The sequence below is a fragment of the Gordonia sp. 34D genome (assembly GCF_056682775.1).
In genome coordinates this window covers 2,432,676-2,448,747 of the sequence record NZ_CM155293.1, presented here as the reverse complement: position 1 = coordinate 2,448,747, position 16,072 = coordinate 2,432,676, and the positions used below count along the sequence as shown (strand labels likewise).

The 16,072-nt window shown below is 63.8% G+C and carries 15 protein-coding genes; 12 read left to right on the top strand and 3 right to left on the bottom strand.

The genetic code is table 11. The features are described 5' to 3' along the window. Positions 1–8 precede the first annotated feature (8 nt). Together ygfZ and AC1L34_RS11325 are read right to left on the bottom strand one after the other, a co-directional pair. On the bottom strand, positions 9–1,175 hold the full coding sequence (ygfZ, locus tag AC1L34_RS11330) for a CAF17-like 4Fe-4S cluster assembly/insertion protein YgfZ (protein ID WP_424295514.1): 1,167 nt from the start codon (positions 1,173–1,175) through the stop codon (positions 9–11). 77 nt (positions 1,176–1,252) lie between these two features. After that, positions 1,253–2,110, bottom strand: a complete 858-nt coding sequence (locus tag AC1L34_RS11325) for an SDR family NAD(P)-dependent oxidoreductase (protein WP_424295515.1) — start codon at positions 2,108–2,110, stop codon at positions 1,253–1,255. 105 nt (positions 2,111–2,215) lie between these two features. On the opposite strand from AC1L34_RS11325, the gene AC1L34_RS11320 reads away from it, so the two are divergent. The 5 genes from AC1L34_RS11320 to cydC all read left to right on the top strand — a co-directional run bounded on the left by AC1L34_RS11320 (position 2,216) and on the right by cydC (position 9,171). After that, the gene (locus AC1L34_RS11320) at positions 2,216–3,079 is read left to right on the top strand and encodes an aminodeoxychorismate lyase (protein ID WP_424295517.1); all 864 of its coding nucleotides are present in this window, start codon (positions 2,216–2,218) and stop codon (positions 3,077–3,079) included. 104 nt (positions 3,080–3,183) lie between these two features. Further along, entirely contained in the window at positions 3,184–4,743 is a 1,560-nt protein-coding gene (locus tag AC1L34_RS11315) for a cytochrome ubiquinol oxidase subunit I (RefSeq protein ID WP_424322226.1), read from the top strand. A 12-nt stretch (positions 4,744–4,755) separates the two neighbouring features. Beyond that, positions 4,756–5,820 carry a cytochrome d ubiquinol oxidase subunit II gene (gene cydB / locus AC1L34_RS11310; RefSeq protein WP_424322227.1) on the top strand — a complete coding sequence of 355 codons (1,065 nt, stop codon included), beginning with the start codon at positions 4,756–4,758 and terminating at the stop codon, positions 5,818–5,820. Then, positions 5,817–7,499, top strand: a complete 1,683-nt coding sequence (gene cydD / locus AC1L34_RS11305) for a thiol reductant ABC exporter subunit CydD (RefSeq protein WP_424295523.1) — start codon at positions 5,817–5,819, stop codon at positions 7,497–7,499. Before cydB ends, cydD begins: the two co-directional genes overlap by 4 nt. Positions 7,500–7,515: 16 nt before the next feature. Next, a complete protein-coding gene (gene cydC, locus AC1L34_RS11300; RefSeq protein ID WP_424324128.1) occupies positions 7,516–9,171 on the top strand; it encodes a thiol reductant ABC exporter subunit CydC in 1,656 nt (551 codons plus the stop codon). Positions 9,172–9,235: 64 nt separating this feature from the next. Here the strand turns inward: cydC and AC1L34_RS11295 are convergent, their stop codons facing one another. After that, complete coding sequence (locus AC1L34_RS11295; protein WP_424293214.1) at positions 9,236–9,853, bottom strand: heme-binding beta-barrel domain-containing protein; 618 nt, start codon at positions 9,851–9,853, stop codon at positions 9,236–9,238. Positions 9,854–10,230: 377 nt separating this feature from the next. On the opposite strand from AC1L34_RS11295, the gene AC1L34_RS11290 reads away from it, so the two are divergent. From AC1L34_RS11290 to AC1L34_RS11260, 7 genes are all read left to right on the top strand, one after another. Beyond that, a complete protein-coding gene (locus tag AC1L34_RS11290; protein ID WP_424293215.1) occupies positions 10,231–10,926 on the top strand; it encodes a 3-oxoacid CoA-transferase subunit A in 696 nt (231 codons plus the stop codon). Continuing rightward, complete coding sequence (locus tag AC1L34_RS11285) at positions 10,923–11,588, top strand: CoA-transferase (protein WP_424293216.1); 666 nt, start codon at positions 10,923–10,925, stop codon at positions 11,586–11,588. Before AC1L34_RS11290 ends, AC1L34_RS11285 begins: the two co-directional genes overlap by 4 nt. A gap of 178 nt (positions 11,589–11,766) precedes the next feature. Then, a complete protein-coding gene (locus AC1L34_RS11280) occupies positions 11,767–12,675 on the top strand; it encodes a LysR substrate-binding domain-containing protein (RefSeq protein WP_424294080.1) in 909 nt (302 codons plus the stop codon). A 138-nt stretch (positions 12,676–12,813) separates the two neighbouring features. Then, the gene (locus AC1L34_RS11275) at positions 12,814–13,200 is read left to right on the top strand and encodes a hypothetical protein (RefSeq protein ID WP_424294079.1); all 387 of its coding nucleotides are present in this window, start codon (positions 12,814–12,816) and stop codon (positions 13,198–13,200) included. Positions 13,201–13,241: 41 nt separating this feature from the next. After that, the gene (locus AC1L34_RS11270) at positions 13,242–14,192 is read left to right on the top strand and encodes a ferritin family protein (protein WP_424294078.1); all 951 of its coding nucleotides are present in this window, start codon (positions 13,242–13,244) and stop codon (positions 14,190–14,192) included. Beyond that, positions 14,189–14,482, top strand: coding sequence for an MmoB/DmpM family protein (locus tag AC1L34_RS11265; protein ID WP_424294077.1), 294 nt, complete (start codon positions 14,189–14,191; stop codon positions 14,480–14,482). Before AC1L34_RS11270 ends, AC1L34_RS11265 begins: the two co-directional genes overlap by 4 nt. Before the next feature lie 43 nt (positions 14,483–14,525). Continuing rightward, positions 14,526–16,070 (top strand): YHS domain-containing protein, encoded by a 1,545-nt coding sequence (locus AC1L34_RS11260; protein ID WP_424323322.1) that lies wholly within the window; start codon positions 14,526–14,528, stop codon positions 16,068–16,070. The last annotated feature ends 2 nt before the right edge of the window (positions 16,071–16,072 follow it).

Sequence of the window (16,072 nt, the reverse complement as noted above, 5' to 3'; positions counted from 1 at the left end):
TCGCTAACTTAGCGCTTGCCGCGTAGACGGTCGACGGCCGCGCGCCCGGGGGGCACTTGGTCGTCGTGGTTGTACAGGTCGGGGTCGATGCTGGCGCTCAGCGATTCGTCGGGGGATTCGGCGTTGCCGACGGTGAGTTCGGCGTCGACGGGGGTGTTTCGTTTGACGAGGGCGAGGGCGATGGGGCCGTTTTCGAAGTGGTCGACGACGGTTCCGATACGGCCGATGGCACGACCGCCAGCGTTGACTGGGTCACCGGTGGTGGGCCGGTACGACGAACTGCCGTCGAGGTGCAGTAGTACGAGGCGGCGGGGTGGGCGGCCGAGGTTAGCTACCCGGGCAACTGTTTCTTGACCGCGGTAGCAGCCTTTGTCGAGGTGGACGGCTCCGCCTTCGTCGGGGCCGCCGATCCAGTCGACTTCGTGGGGGATGGTGCGCTCGTCGGTGTCGAGGTGGAGTCGTGGGCGGGCCGCGCTGACGCGGAGGGCCTCGTAGGCCCACATGCCGGCGGGGGTGGCACCGGACTCGGTGAGGAGTCTCCACCACTCGCGGAGATCGGTTTCGGGAACGACGAGGTCGATGACGGGTGTTGCGCCGCCTTCGCCGATGGATGGCATTAGCCGCCAGAATCCGGCGGGCTCGTCGTCGTGCCGCAATTCGGGGAGGTCGCCGGCCTGGTAGGTGGTGGCGCCTTCGGTGAGCCCGATGGCTTTGGCGATGGGTCCGCTCAGGACGTCGGGGCCCAGCAGGGTCAGGACGACCATGTCGGGGCGGGCTACAGGTGCGGCCTTGGACCAAAACACCATCTTTTTCAGGAAGTCCGCGAGGATGTCACTGCGCTTGGCTTCGGTGTCGATCCACGTCGTTCCTTCGATATCGGTGAGAACGAAATGATCTTCCACTCGGCCGTTGCCGTCGAGGGAGAGGTTTTCCGCGCTCCGCCGATCGCCGAGGTGGGTGAGGTGCTGGGTCGAGATGGTGTGAAGCCAGCTGAGTCGTTCGTCGCCCGAAATCTCGATGACGCCGCGATCGGATCGGTCAACGATCGCCGCTTTTCGCGTCGCTACCCGTTGCTCGCCGAGCGGGTCGCCGTAATGCCAGGCCACGCCGGGGCTCAAATCATCGTCAGGAGTGGGGATGGCACCGGGTTGCGAACTCAAAATCGGGGAGACCATGCCTCTGAGTGTAGGCGCGCCCGGAATTGTGTTGAGTTTGCGACATTAGAGGTAGCAAACTCAACACGATTCGAGCCTTACTCGATGACGACAGACGAGAAGGTCGGCGGATCGCCCAGGAACGGGCGGTGCGACGGCGGCTGGTTGCCTTCGATGTCTTTTACGCCGAGTTCGATGGCGACTTCGGCACCGACCCACACCTTGCCGGACCGTTCGAGCAGGTTAGGTTCGCGCGACAATGCGTCGATGACGCGGCCGGGGAATTCGGCTGATTCGGCTGTCGCGGCCAGGCCTTCGTACATTTCCGGGCGTGCCGCGAACGCGGCCAGGGTCCGCTCGGTTTTGAGAAGACCCATCCAAAGGGAGATCACGGTGACGTTGAAAGGTTTGAAGTCGACTGCCATGTCGTGCGCCATCTTGTCGACGGCGGCCTTCCCTGAACCGTAGGCGGGCCCGTGCATGTAGCAGGTCCCACCGAACGACGACGTATTCACCACGAGACCGGCGGGTGCTTCGACCAACAGCGGTGCTGCGTAATAGGTCGCAACATAGGCCGAACGCATGCCGACGTCGTGCAGGTCGAGCAGGGAGAGCGGTTTCGTCCAGAACGGCCCCTTTTTCGTCAGTTCGGGAGGCAGATTTATGGCGTTGTTGACAAGGATGTCGAGGTGCCCGTGTTCGGCTCGGATGGTCTCGAATAGGGCGGCGACCTGCGCATCGTCGGAATGGTCGACGGCGACGGCGATTCCGACGCCACCGCGCCGGGTGATCTCGGCGGCAGTCTCGCCGATGGTTCCGGGGAGGTCGGCGTGGCCGGGGTTCACGGTGCGGCCGGTCACGTACACGGTGGTTCCGGGCTGCGCCAGCGCGAGGGCGATGCCCTTGCCTGCGCCGCGACTGGCTCCGGTGACGACGACGATGCGTTGATTGCTCATACCTTCATCCTTTACCTGTTGCGGCCCGGTCGACGAAGGGGTTCGGCAATACCGTGCACTCGTTTGATGAGGGCTCGGGTCGGCGGTTCGTGAGATTGTTGACCCATGCCGACCGTTCTGGTTTCCGCCGAGGGCCACCTGCTCGATCCCGCCGTGCCGATCGTGCATGCCGACGACCTGGGCTTGATCCACGGGGATGGGCTGTTTGAGACGCTGTTGATCCGCGGCGGCCGAGTGTGCGGGGTCGACCGTCACTTGGCGCGCATGGTCGCCAGTGCCGCCGTCGCGGGACTGCCTCCGATCGACGTCGCCTCGTTGGGACGCATGGTGGATGTGGCTGCGCGAGGGTGGCTGTCGGTGGCGGGGGACATGGAGCGCGAGGGCATGCTGCGCGTGATCGTGACTCAGGGCCGCGAGCACGATGTCCATGCCGGGCCGACGATGTTTGCCACCGTCGATCCGGTGCCCGATCGCGTGGCGGTTGCCCGGCGCGACGGCGTCCGCGCGGTAACCCTGCCGACCGCCTATGAGCCTGGTCTGGCACAGCGGGCGCCGTGGCTGCTGAGGGGTGTGAAATCGCTTAGTTATGCCGCGAACATGGCGGCTCTGCGGCAGGCGCGATCGCTTGGCGTCGACGACGCGATCTTCGTGTCCGCTGCGGGGACGGTGTTGGAAGGTCCGCGCAGTTCGGTGGTTGCCGTTTTAGGCGGCACGCTGGTGACACCGCGGCGCGACGACGGTGTGTTGCCCGGGACTACCCAAGACGCGCTGTTTGAGTTGGCGGCGTCGGAGGGGATTACCGTTGCTGAGCGGGAACTGACTGCCGAAGAGCTGGTGCGCGCCGACGAGGTGTGGCTCGTCTCGTCAGTCACCCTGGCGGCACGAGTTATTGAGCTGGATGGACGCCCATTCCCCGGCGGTAGCGTGATCGACGTCTCCGCCCTGGTCCGCAGGTCCGCTGGGGCATAGGACCTTCGACCGTCGGCTGCGTCACGACACCTTTACAAGCACCAATCCTCTACTACCGTAGGTAGTAACACGCGACAACAACGGCGTGCGGAATAGAGGGCGTAGTGGACGTTGTAGACATCTCACGGTGGCAATTCGGCATCACCACCGTTTATCACTTCATCTTGGTTCCATTGACCATCGGCCTGGCACCGTTGATTGCGGTGATGCAGACCATCTGGCACCGAACTGGCAACGAACAGTGGCTGAGAGCCACCAAGTTCTTCGGGAAAATCTTCCTCATCAACTTTGCCCTCGGCGTTGCTACCGGCATCGTCCAAGAGTTCCAATTCGGCATGAACTGGAGCGAATACAGTCGCTACGTCGCTGACGTCTTCGGAGCTCCCCTGGCACTCGAAGGCCTAATGGCCTTCTTCCTGGAGTCGACGTTTATCGGACTCTGGATCTTCGGCTGGGGTCGCTTGCCCCGCCGTATCCACCTCGCGTCCATTTGGATGGTGGCGATCGGCGTCAACCTGTCGGCGTACTTCATCATCGCCGCCAACTCCTGGATGCAGCACCCCGTCGGTGCCGAGTGGGATACCGAGCGCGGGCGCCCGCGGATGAACAACATCGTTGCCGTCCTGACGAACAACACCACGCTGGTCGCGTTCCCGCACGTCATCATGGGTGCGCTCCTGACCGCGTCGACCGTGGTTGCGGTGATCGGCCTTTGGTGGATGGCGCGCAATACCTTCCGCGCCAACAAACTCGAGGAAGCAGCCAAGCTCGGCGACGATTCGATCGTTCCGCACACCGACTCGCCCAGCCAGATCGGTGCCTCCCCGGCCGACCTGCGTCGCGACAACGCCACCCTGTGGCGACCGGTCAGCCTGCTCGCCCTATGGGTGGTGATCGGTTCGGGACTCGGACTGTTCATCACCGGCGACATGCAAGCCCAACTGATGTTCAAACAGCAGCCGATGAAAATGGCGGCCGCCGAATCGCTGTGCGAAACCGAAACCGGTGCGCCATTCTCGGTGCTCAGTATCGGACGGCAGAACAATTGCGACGGCATCGAGCACGTCATTGCGATCCCCAACATGTTGTCGTTCCTCGCTGACCACCGCTTCGACACCGAAGTGAAGGGCGTCAACGAACTTCAGAAGCAGTACCAGGAAGCCCTCAACATGCCGGGGCAGAACTTCGCGCCCAACCTGTTCGTGACCTACTGGAGCTTCCGCGCCATGATCACTTGGGCATTGGGATCGGTGGTGGTCGCGGTCGGTGGCCTCTGGTTCTTGCGGCGCAAACGGACCGACGTGCCGACCTGGTTCGGCAAACTGGCCCTGTGGATGCTGCCGACACCTTTCCTAGCGAATGCCTCCGGGTGGATTTTCACCGAAATGGGCAGGCAGCCGTGGGTCGTCGTTCCCAACTGGGCCGACCCCGACGGCAATCCGCTCCAAATCCACATGCTGGTGCAAGACGGCGTCTCTAACCACACCTCGCCAGCGGTCTGGACCACGTTGATCGGCTTCACGCTCCTGTACGGCGCGCTCGGCGTCGTCTGGTTCTACCTAGAACGGCGCTACGTGATCCAAGGGCCGGGAGACAAGGACGGCGTCGCCCCCGACCCTGGCAGCGACGACGACGATGCCAACGAACTCTCGTTCGCGTACTAGGAGAAGATTGCAATGACTCTCGAGACTCTCTGGTTCGTGCTGATCGCGGGCGCGTTCACCATGTACTTCGTCCTCGAAGGCTTCGACTTCGGCGTCGGGATGCTGCTGCCATTTCTCGGCAAGCACCCGAAACCGGGGACACACGAATCCGTCGAGGACGGCGACAAGCGTCGCCGACTACTGCTGACCACCATTGGACCGCTGTGGGATGGCAACGAAGTGTGGCTCATCACCGGCGGCGCGGCTCTGTTCGCGGCGTTCGGTGGCTGGTACGCCACCATGTTCTCGGCCTTCTACCTACCGCTGTTCTTGATCCTGATCGGGTTGATCGTGCGCGTAGTCGCCATCGAATGGCGCGGCAAAATCAACGACGTGAAGTGGCGCCGCTGGTGCGACGTCGGCATTGGCCTCGGGTCGTGGATTCCGTCGATCCTGTGGGGCGTCGCATTCGCGAACGTGGTGCGCGGTGTCCCGATCGACGCCGACCAGCAGTACACGGGCGGCTTCTTTAACCTGCTGAACCCGTACGCGCTGCTCGGCGGTGCGACCACGCTGCTGGCCTTCCTGACGCACGGTGCGGTATTCATCGCGCTCAAGACGTCGGGCACCATGCGCGACGACGCGCAGACTGCCGCAATGCGACTGTCGATCCCGACCGCGGTGGTGGCGGCGGCCTTCCTGCTCTGGACGCAACTGGCATACGGCCACGGCTGGACGTGGATTGTGTTCGCGCTGGCCGCGATTGGTGCCGTGGTAATGGTGGTCGGCACCATCACCCGACGTGAGGGATGGGCCTTCGCAGCCACCAGCCTGGCCATCGCCGGGACCGTCGTCATGCTGTTCGGGTCACTGTTCCCGAACGTGATGCCGTCGTCGACCGACGAAGCGTTCAACCTGACGGTGCAGAACACGTCGTCGAGCCACTACACCCTGGTCATCATGACGTGGGCGGCAGCGATCATGACCCCGGTCGTCATCGCCTACCAGGGCTACACGTACTGGGTATTCCGTAAGCGACTGTCGGTGGAGCAGATTCCGGCGTCGATCGGGCTGCCGCTGCAGCGCACAGGCAAGTGAGCGAGCGCCGGGCCCCGCTGGATCCGCGACTCCTTCGGGCGTCGCGGTCCGCGCGGCGGTACGTGATCGCCAGTGCGGCATTTGCCGTCGGCGACGTGATCGCGGCCGTCGCCGGGGCCATCGCCCTGGCGGGGCTGCTGTCGGAACTGATCACGGACCCGGCCCGGCGCAGCTTTACCGACCAAGCCGTGCACCTCACGGTGGTCGCGGTGGCGTTGGCAGCCCGCGGCGCCATGACCTACTTCCAAGACGTTGTCGGTCGTCGTGCCGCGCATGCCAGCATCGACGAACTCCGCGTCGCCGCGCTCGACACCCTCACCGACCCAGCCCGCACCGGGCCGCGGCAGCTACTGACGGCCCGCGAACACGCGCTCACGGTGACCCTGCGCGGACTGGACCGACTGTCGGACTACCTCTCCGGCTACCTGCCCGCGCTACTCGGCACCGCCATCATTACGCCGCTGATTGTCGCGGTAGAACTGTGGACCGACTGGCTCAGCGGCGTCATCATCATCGTGACCCTGCCGCTCATCCCAATTTTCATGGTCCTGATCGGGCTGGTGACCCGGGAACGTACGCGCCGCAAACTCGACGCCATGAGCAAGCAAAACGCCCAGCTCGTCGACCTCATGACCGGTCTGCCGACGCTGCGCGCCCTCGGCCGGGCGCAAGGCCCAGCGGAGCAGGTGGCCACCCTGGGTGAACGCCTCCGCAAGTCGACGATGGGTTCGCTGCGGATCGCTTTCCTGTCGGGTGCGGTCCTCGAACTTCTCGCGACCCTCAGCGTTGCACTGGTCGCCGTCAGTATCGGTCTGCGCCTCGTGTTTGGTGAGATGTCGTTGTACGCGGGCATTCTGGCGTTGATCCTGGCACCTGAGGCCTACTTGCCGCTGCGTCGAATTGGTGCTCAGTTCCACAACGCCGAAGACGGTGTTGCCGCAGCCGACGACGTGCTCGACATCCTCGATGCCGCCGATGCTGATTCACGTGGAACATTGCAGGTCACGGTAGCTGGTGCGAGCATCGAACTCGATGGGGTCGGTGTCTGCGGACGCGACGGATGGGCACCTCGCGGGCTCTCCGCCACAATTCGGCCGGGGGAACTGACGGTCGTGACGGGACCTAACGGCACCGGCAAGTCGACCATCTTTGCGGCAATCCTGGGGCTGCAAACCCTCGACGAAGGCAACGTGCACGTCCGCGACATCGCCGTCCGCGACCTCGATCCCGACAGCTACTTCGCCCAGATCGACTGGCTGCCACAGCTTCCGGCGATCGTGCCGGGTACCGTCCACGAGAACCTCGAACTGTTCGGCGCGCTCCCCGCCGACGCAACAGCCGAAGCCATGCGGGCCGCGGCCTTCGACGAGGTGCTAGCCGACTTGCCCTATGGCCTCGACACCCGACTGGGAAGCGGTGGCGTTGGCCTATCGGCCGGGCAGCGGCAGCGTCTCGCCTTGACTCGCACGCTGGCCGGGACCGCGCCGTTGCTTCTCCTCGACGAACCCACAGCCCATCTCGACGACGACACCGCCGACCGCGTTATCGCGGCCTTGCTCGCGAGAGCCCGCGCAGGCGCGACAGTCATCGTGATCTCGCACCGACCGGCGGTCGTCGCCGAAGCCGACCACGTCGTCGAACTACCGGCCCAACTCGTGCAGGAGGCCAGCCGTGTTTGACCGATCAACCGATCCGATGATTGCCGCGCTCAAGTTCACCGGGATGCGTGGGCGGGCACTGGTGGCACCCATCCTTCTCGGTGCCGCAGGGGCACTGTCGGCGCTGGGCCTGGCCGCAGTCTCGGCGTGGTTGATCACCCGAGCCTGGCAGATGCCGCCCGTCCTATGGCTGTCGGTGGCGGTGACAGCCGTGCGGGCCCTGGGTATTTCGCGTGGGGTGTTCCGCTACCTGGAACGCCTCGCCACCCACGACGCAGCCCTCCGCGCCATGGCCGATGCCCGCACCCGCGTATACCGCGCGCTGTCGCGGGGATCCGCCGGCTACACCGTGGCGCTGCGGCAGTCGGAGCTGATGTCGCGCACCGCCGACGACGTCGACGAAATCGGCAACGCCGTGATCCGCGGCCTGATCCCGATGACAGTCGGAGCCGTCACCTCAATCGCAGCGGTCATCATCATGGCCTTCGTATCGATCCCGGCTGCGGTGGTCCTGGCAGTCGCGCTCCTCATCAGTGGCGTTCTCGCCCCGTGGATCGCCGCCCGCGGGGCCTCGCGGAAGGTCGCCGACGCGGCCCGTGCCAGGGAAGACGCGGCGGAAGCCGCGTCGTCGTTGCTGTGGCACGGACCGGAACTGGCGGTCGCGCGGGCGCGGCAGCGAGTCCTCAACGCAGTCCATGATGCTGATCGTCGGACCGAACGTGCCGAAGACACCGGCATGCGATGGCAGGCGGCAGCTCAGGCCATGACGCCCCTGTCGTTGGCGGCCAGCGTGGTCGCCGCAGCCATCATCGCGGTGCAACTCGCATCCGGCCTGCCCGGCTCGCTCGCCGACGTTTCGTCCGGTGCGGGCATCACGCCCATGGTGTTCGGCATCCTGGTGCTGCTGCCGCTGTCGTCGTTCGAGTCCACGGCACCACTCACCGAGGCGAGCATCGCGTGGGAGAGCGGACGGCAAGCTGCCCGGCGGGTTTTGGCGCTCGTCGACGGTGCGAAATCTGATGTGTCCCAGGATGATCCGATCGTCGATCCGACGCCGGTGAAACTGGTCGCGAACCAACTGGCGTGGGGCTGGAGCGAACCGCTCGGAACTCCGCTCAACCTCGACCTGGCACCGGGCAGCAGGCTGGTGGTCGTGGGACCCAGCGGGATCGGCAAATCCACGCTGCTGATGACCCTCGCGGGCTTGATACCGCCGCTGTCGGGGACGGTCGAAGTTTCCGGCGGATCGTTGCGGGAAAGCGTGTGCTTCTTTGCCGACGACGCGCATATCTTCTCAACCACCGTCCGCGAGAATCTGCGCGTGGTGCGCGGTGACGCGTCCGACGAGGAGATGCTCGTTGCGCTGGAGAAGGTGGGACTGTCGGAGTGGCTCGGCAAGCTACCCGCGGGCCTGGACGAGAAGCTCACCGGTGGCGAGTCCGCCCTTTCCGGTGGTCAGCGGCGCCGACTGCTCTTGGCCCGCGCGCTACTACACCGTGCTCCGGTGGTGCTCCTCGACGAACCGACCGAGCACCTCGATGCCGCCGACGCCCAGCGACTGATGGCGCTGATCTGCGGGGACCTCTTCGGTGATCGCACAGTGGTCGCGGTGACACATCAGGACGTCTCGGGCGTAAAGGTGCCGGCATTGGGGCTCCACAGCCCAGGTGCGGCACACGCTCTACCTGTCTAAAGCGATTTGCGTGGTGACACGCCGCGCAGTGCGGCGTGTCACCACGCAAATCGTTTCTGGAGTCTCAGCCGATAACGCGGGTGAGCTTTGCCGACAGTCGTGGCGTTAGGTCGCCTTCGGCGTCGACGCGCTCTTCCACATAGGCGAGGTCACCGTCGGGGACCAGGCCGAGAAGGCGCTTGGCACCACCGGTGTGGGAGCCGGTCTCGCTGCGAATGGTGACGTCGGTGGTGAGGTTCCACGACGTCTGATTAAGTGGTCGGCCGTAGTAGAGCTCGATGGAGCCCTCGGCGTGCGTCAACAACAGTTCGATGGTGTCGTCTTCGCTGATCCGCCAAAAACCCGATTCGCGCAGGTCGGGGCGCACAAACGTGCCTTCGTCGTCGACCACCCATGAGCGCGACTGCCACACAAGGTAGTTGCCACCGTCGTGCGAGACGATGATCTGCTGCCCGAACTGGTAGTCGGTGCCTGCCACTGGATCGTGGCCTTCGCCGGTGCCTTCCCAAACGCCAACCAACGGCAACAGTGCGAGGAGACCCGCGTGCAGGTCTGCACCTTCGCGCAAGTTAGCCGTGTCGGCTGGAACGGGGAGGTCTCCGACGGGGGTGAGGTTCTTGGTGCCAGTTTCCTGGGCCCGCACCTCGGCGTCGGAGATCGCTTCGTTTCCGGAGCGGGTCACGACTCGTCGTTCACCAAGCGGTAGACGGTGTACAGCGCGAACCAGATGATCAGCAGCGAGGCCAGACCGAGGAGGATTTCGAAAAAGAGGACCATGCCTCGATGCTACCGCGCGAGGTGTCGGCACCGAAACGAGCGGCCCAACTGCACGCTAGATCACATCCCCGCCCGTCGTCGCTCCGCTCCTTTGCGTTCTCGCATGATGCGTCGATTCCCGCTACATGTCAGACGCCGGGCGGGAATCAACGCATCATGCGGGAACGGAAGCGCGGAGCGCTGGACCGGACGGGAGGGGTATCAATTGGGCGCAAATGAGTAATTGTCAGTCTCAATCGGGGCGCTTAGCGTGGAATCAAACTACGAAAGGGGTCCACGCACATGAGCGCCGCCATGTTTTGCGCCGATGTCGACCAAGCTGTTGAAGGGATCGCCGACGGATCCACCGTCCTCATCGGCGGATTCGGCCTCGCCGGAATGCCCTTCGACCTCATCGACGCCCTCATTCGTCAAGGAGCCGGCGACCTCACCGTCGTCAGCAACAACGCGGGCAACGGTGACCTCGGGCTCGCCGCACTCCTCGCCGCCGGTCGCGTCCGGAAAATCCTGTGCTCATTCCCGCGGCAGTCGGACTCATGGGTCTTCGACGGCCTGTACCGCGAAGGCAAGATCGAACTCGAAGTCGTCCCCCAGGGCAACCTCGCCGAACGCATGCGGGCCGCCGGTGCAGGGATCGGTGCCTTCTACTGCCCGACCGCCGTCGGCACCCCAATCGCCGAAGGCAAGGAAACCCGCGTCATTGACGGTCGTACCTACTTGCTCGAGTACCCCATCAAAGGAGATGTCGCGCTGATCGGCGCGCACCGTGCCGACCGTGCGGGGAACCTCGTCTATCGCAAGACCGCCCGCAACTTCGGTCCGGTCATGGCTGCGGCCGCAAATACGACCATCGTTCAGGTCGACGAAGTGGTTCCCGTCGGTGACATCGATCCAGAAGTAGTGGTCACACCCGGTATTTATGTTGATCGGATAGTTGCGACGCCCACGCGTCGTTTCGCTGTGGAGGGAGCACGATGAGCAATAAGTTGCGGTTGTCGCCGGATGCGGCGCGCACGTCGGACGAGGTGTTGACGGGCGATCAGCTTGCGGCGCGCATCGCGTCGGACATCCCAGCCGGCTCGTTCGTGAACTTGGGGATTGGGCAGCCGACGCAGATCGCGGACCATTTGGACCCGTCGAGTGCCATCACTTTGCATACCGAGAACGGCATGCTGGGTATGGGTCGGCAGGCGGTCGGCGACGAGATTGACCTCGACCTCACAAACGCGGGCAAGGTGCCGGTTACGGAAGCGCCGGGGGCGTCGTACTTTCATCACGCCGATTCGTTCGCGATGATGCGTGGCGGCCACCTCGATGTGTGCGTGATGGGTGCATTTCAGGTGTCGTTCGACGGCGATCTGGCGAATTGGAGCACCGGCGCGCCCGATGCGATTCCGGCGGTCGGCGGCGCCATGGATTTGGCGATCGGCGCAAAACAGGTCTTCGTCATGATGTCCCTGTTTGCCCGAAACGGTGACGCGAAACTGGTTCCCGCATGTACCTATCCGTTGACGGGACTGACTTGCGTTGACCGGGTCTACACCTCGCAGGGCATTATCGCGATCGACGACGCTGGCGCGAAGATCGTCGAAACCTTCGGTATTGAGCCGGCCGAGTTGCTGGCGTCGCTCCGCAGCTAGACCCTCCCGTCGTCGCTCCGCTCCTTCCGTTCTCGCATGATGCGTCGATTCCCGCACTACGTCAGACGTAGTGCGGGAATCGACGCATCATGCGAGAACGGGCAGGGGGCGCGGGGGGCGGGGGCTAGAGTCGAGGCCAATTGCGAAGGCGATGGCGCGACTTGGATGAGGTGGACTCGTGGAACTTCGGCACCTGCGGTACTTTGTCGCCGTCGCTGAGGAGTTGCATTTCGGGCGGGCTGCGCTGCGTCTCCACATTGCGCAACCGCCGCTGTCTCAACAGATCAAGCAACTCGAGGGCGAGCTCGGCGTCACTCTGCTCAACCGGTCGACGCGCAAAGTGGAACTGACCGACGCCGGGCAGCGCTACCTGGAACGGGCGAGGGAAATCCTGTCGTCGGTCGACGCCGCAGCCGACGAAGCCGGTCGTGTCGCCACCGGCGAAGTGGGCCGCGTATCGATCGGGTTTACCGGCTCGGCGACCTATCACCTCCTGCCGGCAATCGCGCGGCACCTGCGAGCCGAACTGCCCGACATCGTCCTTGACCTCCACGGTGAGATGCTGACCCCGCAACAGGCCGCAGCCCTGCACGATGGCACCATCGACCTCGGCTTCCTGCGGCCTCCCATCCACGACCGCCTCCTACGTTACGAACTGGTGAGCACCGAACCAATGCTTGCCGTCCTCCCGAAAGCGCACCCGTTGGCGCAGCGGCAGTTCATCGAAGTGGCCGACCTGGCGGATGAAATCTTCATCACCTACTCGGCGTTCGGTCGGTCGGTGGTTTTCGAAGTGGTGATCGACGCCTGCCAGCGGGCGGGATTCACGCCCAACATTCAGCACGAGGTCGGGGAGACGGCGACGCTCATCGCCTTTGTCGCCGCAGGCATGGGTGTGGCGCTTGTGCCGCAATCCGTGCGGCACATGCAGATCACCGGTGCTCAGTACGTCCCGCTTGGCGGCGAAGTGCCGACCGTCGAATTGGCTTTGGCTCGTCGTGCCGAGCCTCCGTCGCCACACCTGAAGCGCGTGCTCGAGTCGTTGCGTACGGCATTGCCGACAATCGCATCCGACAATCCAGACTAAGATCTGAGCCCTCTTAATCAGGCCCTTTCTGATACTTCACACCTTCTCGAACCTATGTGATGCTCGTCTCGACGCATAAACAGATATGCGCTAAGTCACAACAGGTCCGACTCAGTTGAACTCGGAAACGGAGAAGGCATGACCCCCTTCATGCAACAGGTGCAAGAACTCCTCGACGGCGGCGAACAAGTTGAGCCCCGCACAGTGCCCAGCGAAGAGGTCACCGTCGCCGAAGCCGCCGACACCCAGGTGATCATTCGTTCGCTCGCCGAACAACTGGTCAGCGAAGCCAACGCAATCCTGGTCGATGATCCGGCGACCGGCATCATCTCGCTAGTCGACGAGACCGGACCGGGCGCATTGGCCTTCACCCTCGGATACGGCGGCCGCAGCGCCCGCGTCGAAACCGTCGTCTCCGGGCACACCGCGACAGCCCAACTCATTGTCGGCGGCGTACCCCAATCTCGACGCCTCGCAGGCGAAGACGAGATGGCCGCGCTGGTCCTCGACCTCATTGCCGGCTGACGAACCCGTTCCCCCCCGATATCTCGAGCAGGAGAGATTCGATGCAATTCGAACTTCGCTACCAAACGATCGAACCCAAGCGCCAGACCTACCAAAACATCATCGAACGATTCGGCGATGAACCCGCGACCCGCTACCAGGAAGCGACTCTCGATATTGAGCCGCGGGAAAACTTCCACTACCGGCCAACCTGGACGCCGGACCACGAACTGTACGACGCCAACTACAGCGTCCTGAAGCTCACCGACCCGTACACGTACGCCGACCCACGGGGCTACTACTACACGCCCTACGTCACCAACCGGGCTGCGCTGCACGATGAATTCGGTAAGACGCTCGGCTACCTCGAGAACCGTGACCTGCTGGCCAAGCTGCCCGAAGGATGGGAAGCGGTCCTTGCCGAGGTGGTGGTGCCGTTGCGTCACTACGAGGCTGGCGCACAGTTGGTGAGCGTCGCCGGAGCTCGGTTTGCCTACGGCTCATCGCTGTCGCAGTGCGCGAGTTTCGCCGCCTTCGACCGCATCGGCAACGCGCAGATGATCTCCCGGGCCGGTATCGGCGCGGGCAGTGGCACGGCCGACGTTCTCACCGCGGCCAAAGAAACCTGGATGACGGCCGACCACATGCAGCCACTCCGCCGCCTTGTTGAAGAAATCATGGTCGAGGGCGATTGGGCCGAAGGGATCCTCGCGATCGATCAGATCGACAAGCTGCTTTACCCGGCAATCTACAGCGGGCTCGACGAGCGTGCCCTCCTCGGTGGCGCCGGTGCCTACAGCCTGTTCGCCCAGTACCTGACCAAGTGGTTTGCCGACCAGCGCAAGTGGCTCGACGCCCTCGTCGAAGCGTGGCGAAACGACCCCGAACACGGTGAAGCCAACACCGCCATCTTGGAAGGCTTCGAAGCCAAGTGGGGCACCCGTGCCGCCGAAGCAGTCAATGCACTCGTCGCCGTCATCGACACCAACATTGGAATGGAGGTTTCGGCATGACCGCCGCAGCCCGCCCCGTACGACAGGTCGGCATCGACCTACAGGAATCCGAAGAGAACCGGGCACTCGTTGCCGCCATCCGGGCCGACAATCCCGAGGTCAGCGTCCGGCAGTTGCCCGGGTTGGTGAAGCTATCAGCCCCCGGCCAAATCGTCATCAACCGCGAAACCGTTGAAGCCCAGCTCGGACGCGAATGGGAAACCGGCGAGTTTCAGCTCGCCATCGTCACCTACACGGGCAACTTCGCCGAATGGGACGACGACCAAATCGTCGTCGCCTGGGAACACTGACCCGCCCATCCCGCTTGCCGAGCCACCAAGGAGATCATCCACAATGACTACCGCCAAAGCCCCAAACCGTCCCAAGAAGCTCCCGCTCAAGAAGCGCTATTCGCTGTTGACCCGCGACCTCGACTGGGAACCGTCGTACGTCAAGCACGAAGACCTTTACCCGTACACGCGTTACGAAGGCATCAAGGTCCATGACTGGGATGGCTGGGAAGATCCCTTCCGCCTGACCGTCGACGCGTACTACAAGTACCAGGCGGAGAAAGACAAGCGCCTGTACGCCGTCCTCGATGGCTTCGCCCAGAGCCAAGGGCACCTGACGGTCTCGGACGCGTCGTATCTGAACGCGATCAAACTGTTCATTCAGGGAGTCACCCCACTCGAATACCAGGCGCACCGGCACTTCGCGTACCTCGCGCGCTACCTGGAAGGGCCAGCCCCGCGGTTCGCCGCCCTGTGTCAGAGCGTCGACGAACTGCGTCACTGCCAGACCCAGATCCACACCATCAGCAACTACAACAAGTACTACTCGGGCTTCCACTCGTGGTCGCAGATGCACGACCGCGTCTGGTACCTGTCGGTGCCGAAATCGCTGTTCGACGACGCCATGACCGCCGGTCCGTTCGAGTTCCTCATCTCGATCTCGTTCAGCTTCGAATACTTGCTGACCAATCTGCTGTTTGTGCCGTTCATGTCGGGTGCGAGTTTCAATGGCGACATGCCGACCATGTCGTTCGGGTTCTCGGCGCAGTCGGACGAGAGCCGGCACATGACCCTCGGCCTCGAAGCGATCAAGTTCCTGCTGGAGCAGGACGAAGACAATGTGCCGATCATCCAGGAATGGATCGACAAGTGGTTCTGGCGTGCGTACCGCATGTCGGCGCTGGTCGCCGGAATGATGGACTACATGCTTCCCAAGCCGGTTATGAGCTGGAAGGAAGCCTTCGAGCTGTACTTCGAGGAGCAAATGCTGGGCGGACTGTTCCCAGACTTGGAGTTCTACGGCATCAAGCCGCCGCGCCACGTCAAGGACGCCATCGCCGAGAAGGACAAGCTCTCGCACGAGGTCTACAAGATCCTGCACAACTTCTCGTTCGCGGCGTCGTTCACCACGCAGGTCCCGACGCCCGACCACATGAAGTGGCTGTCGGAGCAGTACGGCGAAACCTTCGACAAGCACTACGGCCCCAACTGGGAAAAGCACCGCAAGATCGAGGAAGCTGGCGGTCGGGTGTTCTTCCAGGGCCTGCCGCAACTGTGCCAGGTGTGCCAGGTGCCGATGGCGTTCACCGAGGCGGACGATCCGACGAAGATCTCGTTCCGCCGCAGCGAATACGAAGGCGAGACCTACCACACCTGCAGCGATGGCTGTCAGTGGATCTTTGAGCGCGAACCCGAGAAATACGTCCAAGCGTGGCTGCCTGTGCACCAGATCTACCAGGGCAGTTGCGGCGGTCCGACAGTCCCCGAGGTGCTCGACTGGTACGGGATCCAAGAGGGCGACAACGGCGAGTACAAGGGTTCGCCCGACCACGTTTCGTGGCAGGAGTGGCACCCGGACACCAACCAGACGCAGAACCAGGAGGCTTAAGC

Bases quoted from the DNA above. Each gene is read 5' to 3' on its own strand.
- AC1L34_RS11325 (WP_424295515.1), bottom strand. From the start codon at position 2,110: ATGAGCAATCAACGCATCGTCGTCGTCACCGGAGCCAGTCGCGGCGCA.
- AC1L34_RS11285 (WP_424293216.1), top strand. From the start codon at position 10,923: ATGAGCAATAAGTTGCGGTTGTCGCCGGATGCGGCGCGCACGTCGGAC.
- AC1L34_RS11275 (WP_424294079.1), top strand. From the start codon at position 12,814: ATGACCCCCTTCATGCAACAGGTGCAAGAACTCCTCGACGGCGGCGAA.
- ygfZ (WP_424295514.1), bottom strand. From the start codon at position 1,175: ATGGTCTCCCCGATTTTGAGTTCGCAACCCGGTGCCATCCCCACTCCT.
- AC1L34_RS11290 (WP_424293215.1), top strand. From the start codon at position 10,231: ATGAGCGCCGCCATGTTTTGCGCCGATGTCGACCAAGCTGTTGAAGGG.
- cydC (WP_424324128.1), top strand. From the start codon at position 7,516: ATGATTGCCGCGCTCAAGTTCACCGGGATGCGTGGGCGGGCACTGGTG.
- cydB (WP_424322227.1), top strand. From the start codon at position 4,756: ATGACTCTCGAGACTCTCTGGTTCGTGCTGATCGCGGGCGCGTTCACC.
- AC1L34_RS11320 (WP_424295517.1), top strand. From the start codon at position 2,216: ATGCCGACCGTTCTGGTTTCCGCCGAGGGCCACCTGCTCGATCCCGCC.
- AC1L34_RS11265 (WP_424294077.1), top strand. From the start codon at position 14,189: ATGACCGCCGCAGCCCGCCCCGTACGACAGGTCGGCATCGACCTACAG.
- AC1L34_RS11270 (WP_424294078.1), top strand. From the start codon at position 13,242: ATGCAATTCGAACTTCGCTACCAAACGATCGAACCCAAGCGCCAGACC.
- AC1L34_RS11260 (WP_424323322.1), top strand. From the start codon at position 14,526: ATGACTACCGCCAAAGCCCCAAACCGTCCCAAGAAGCTCCCGCTCAAG.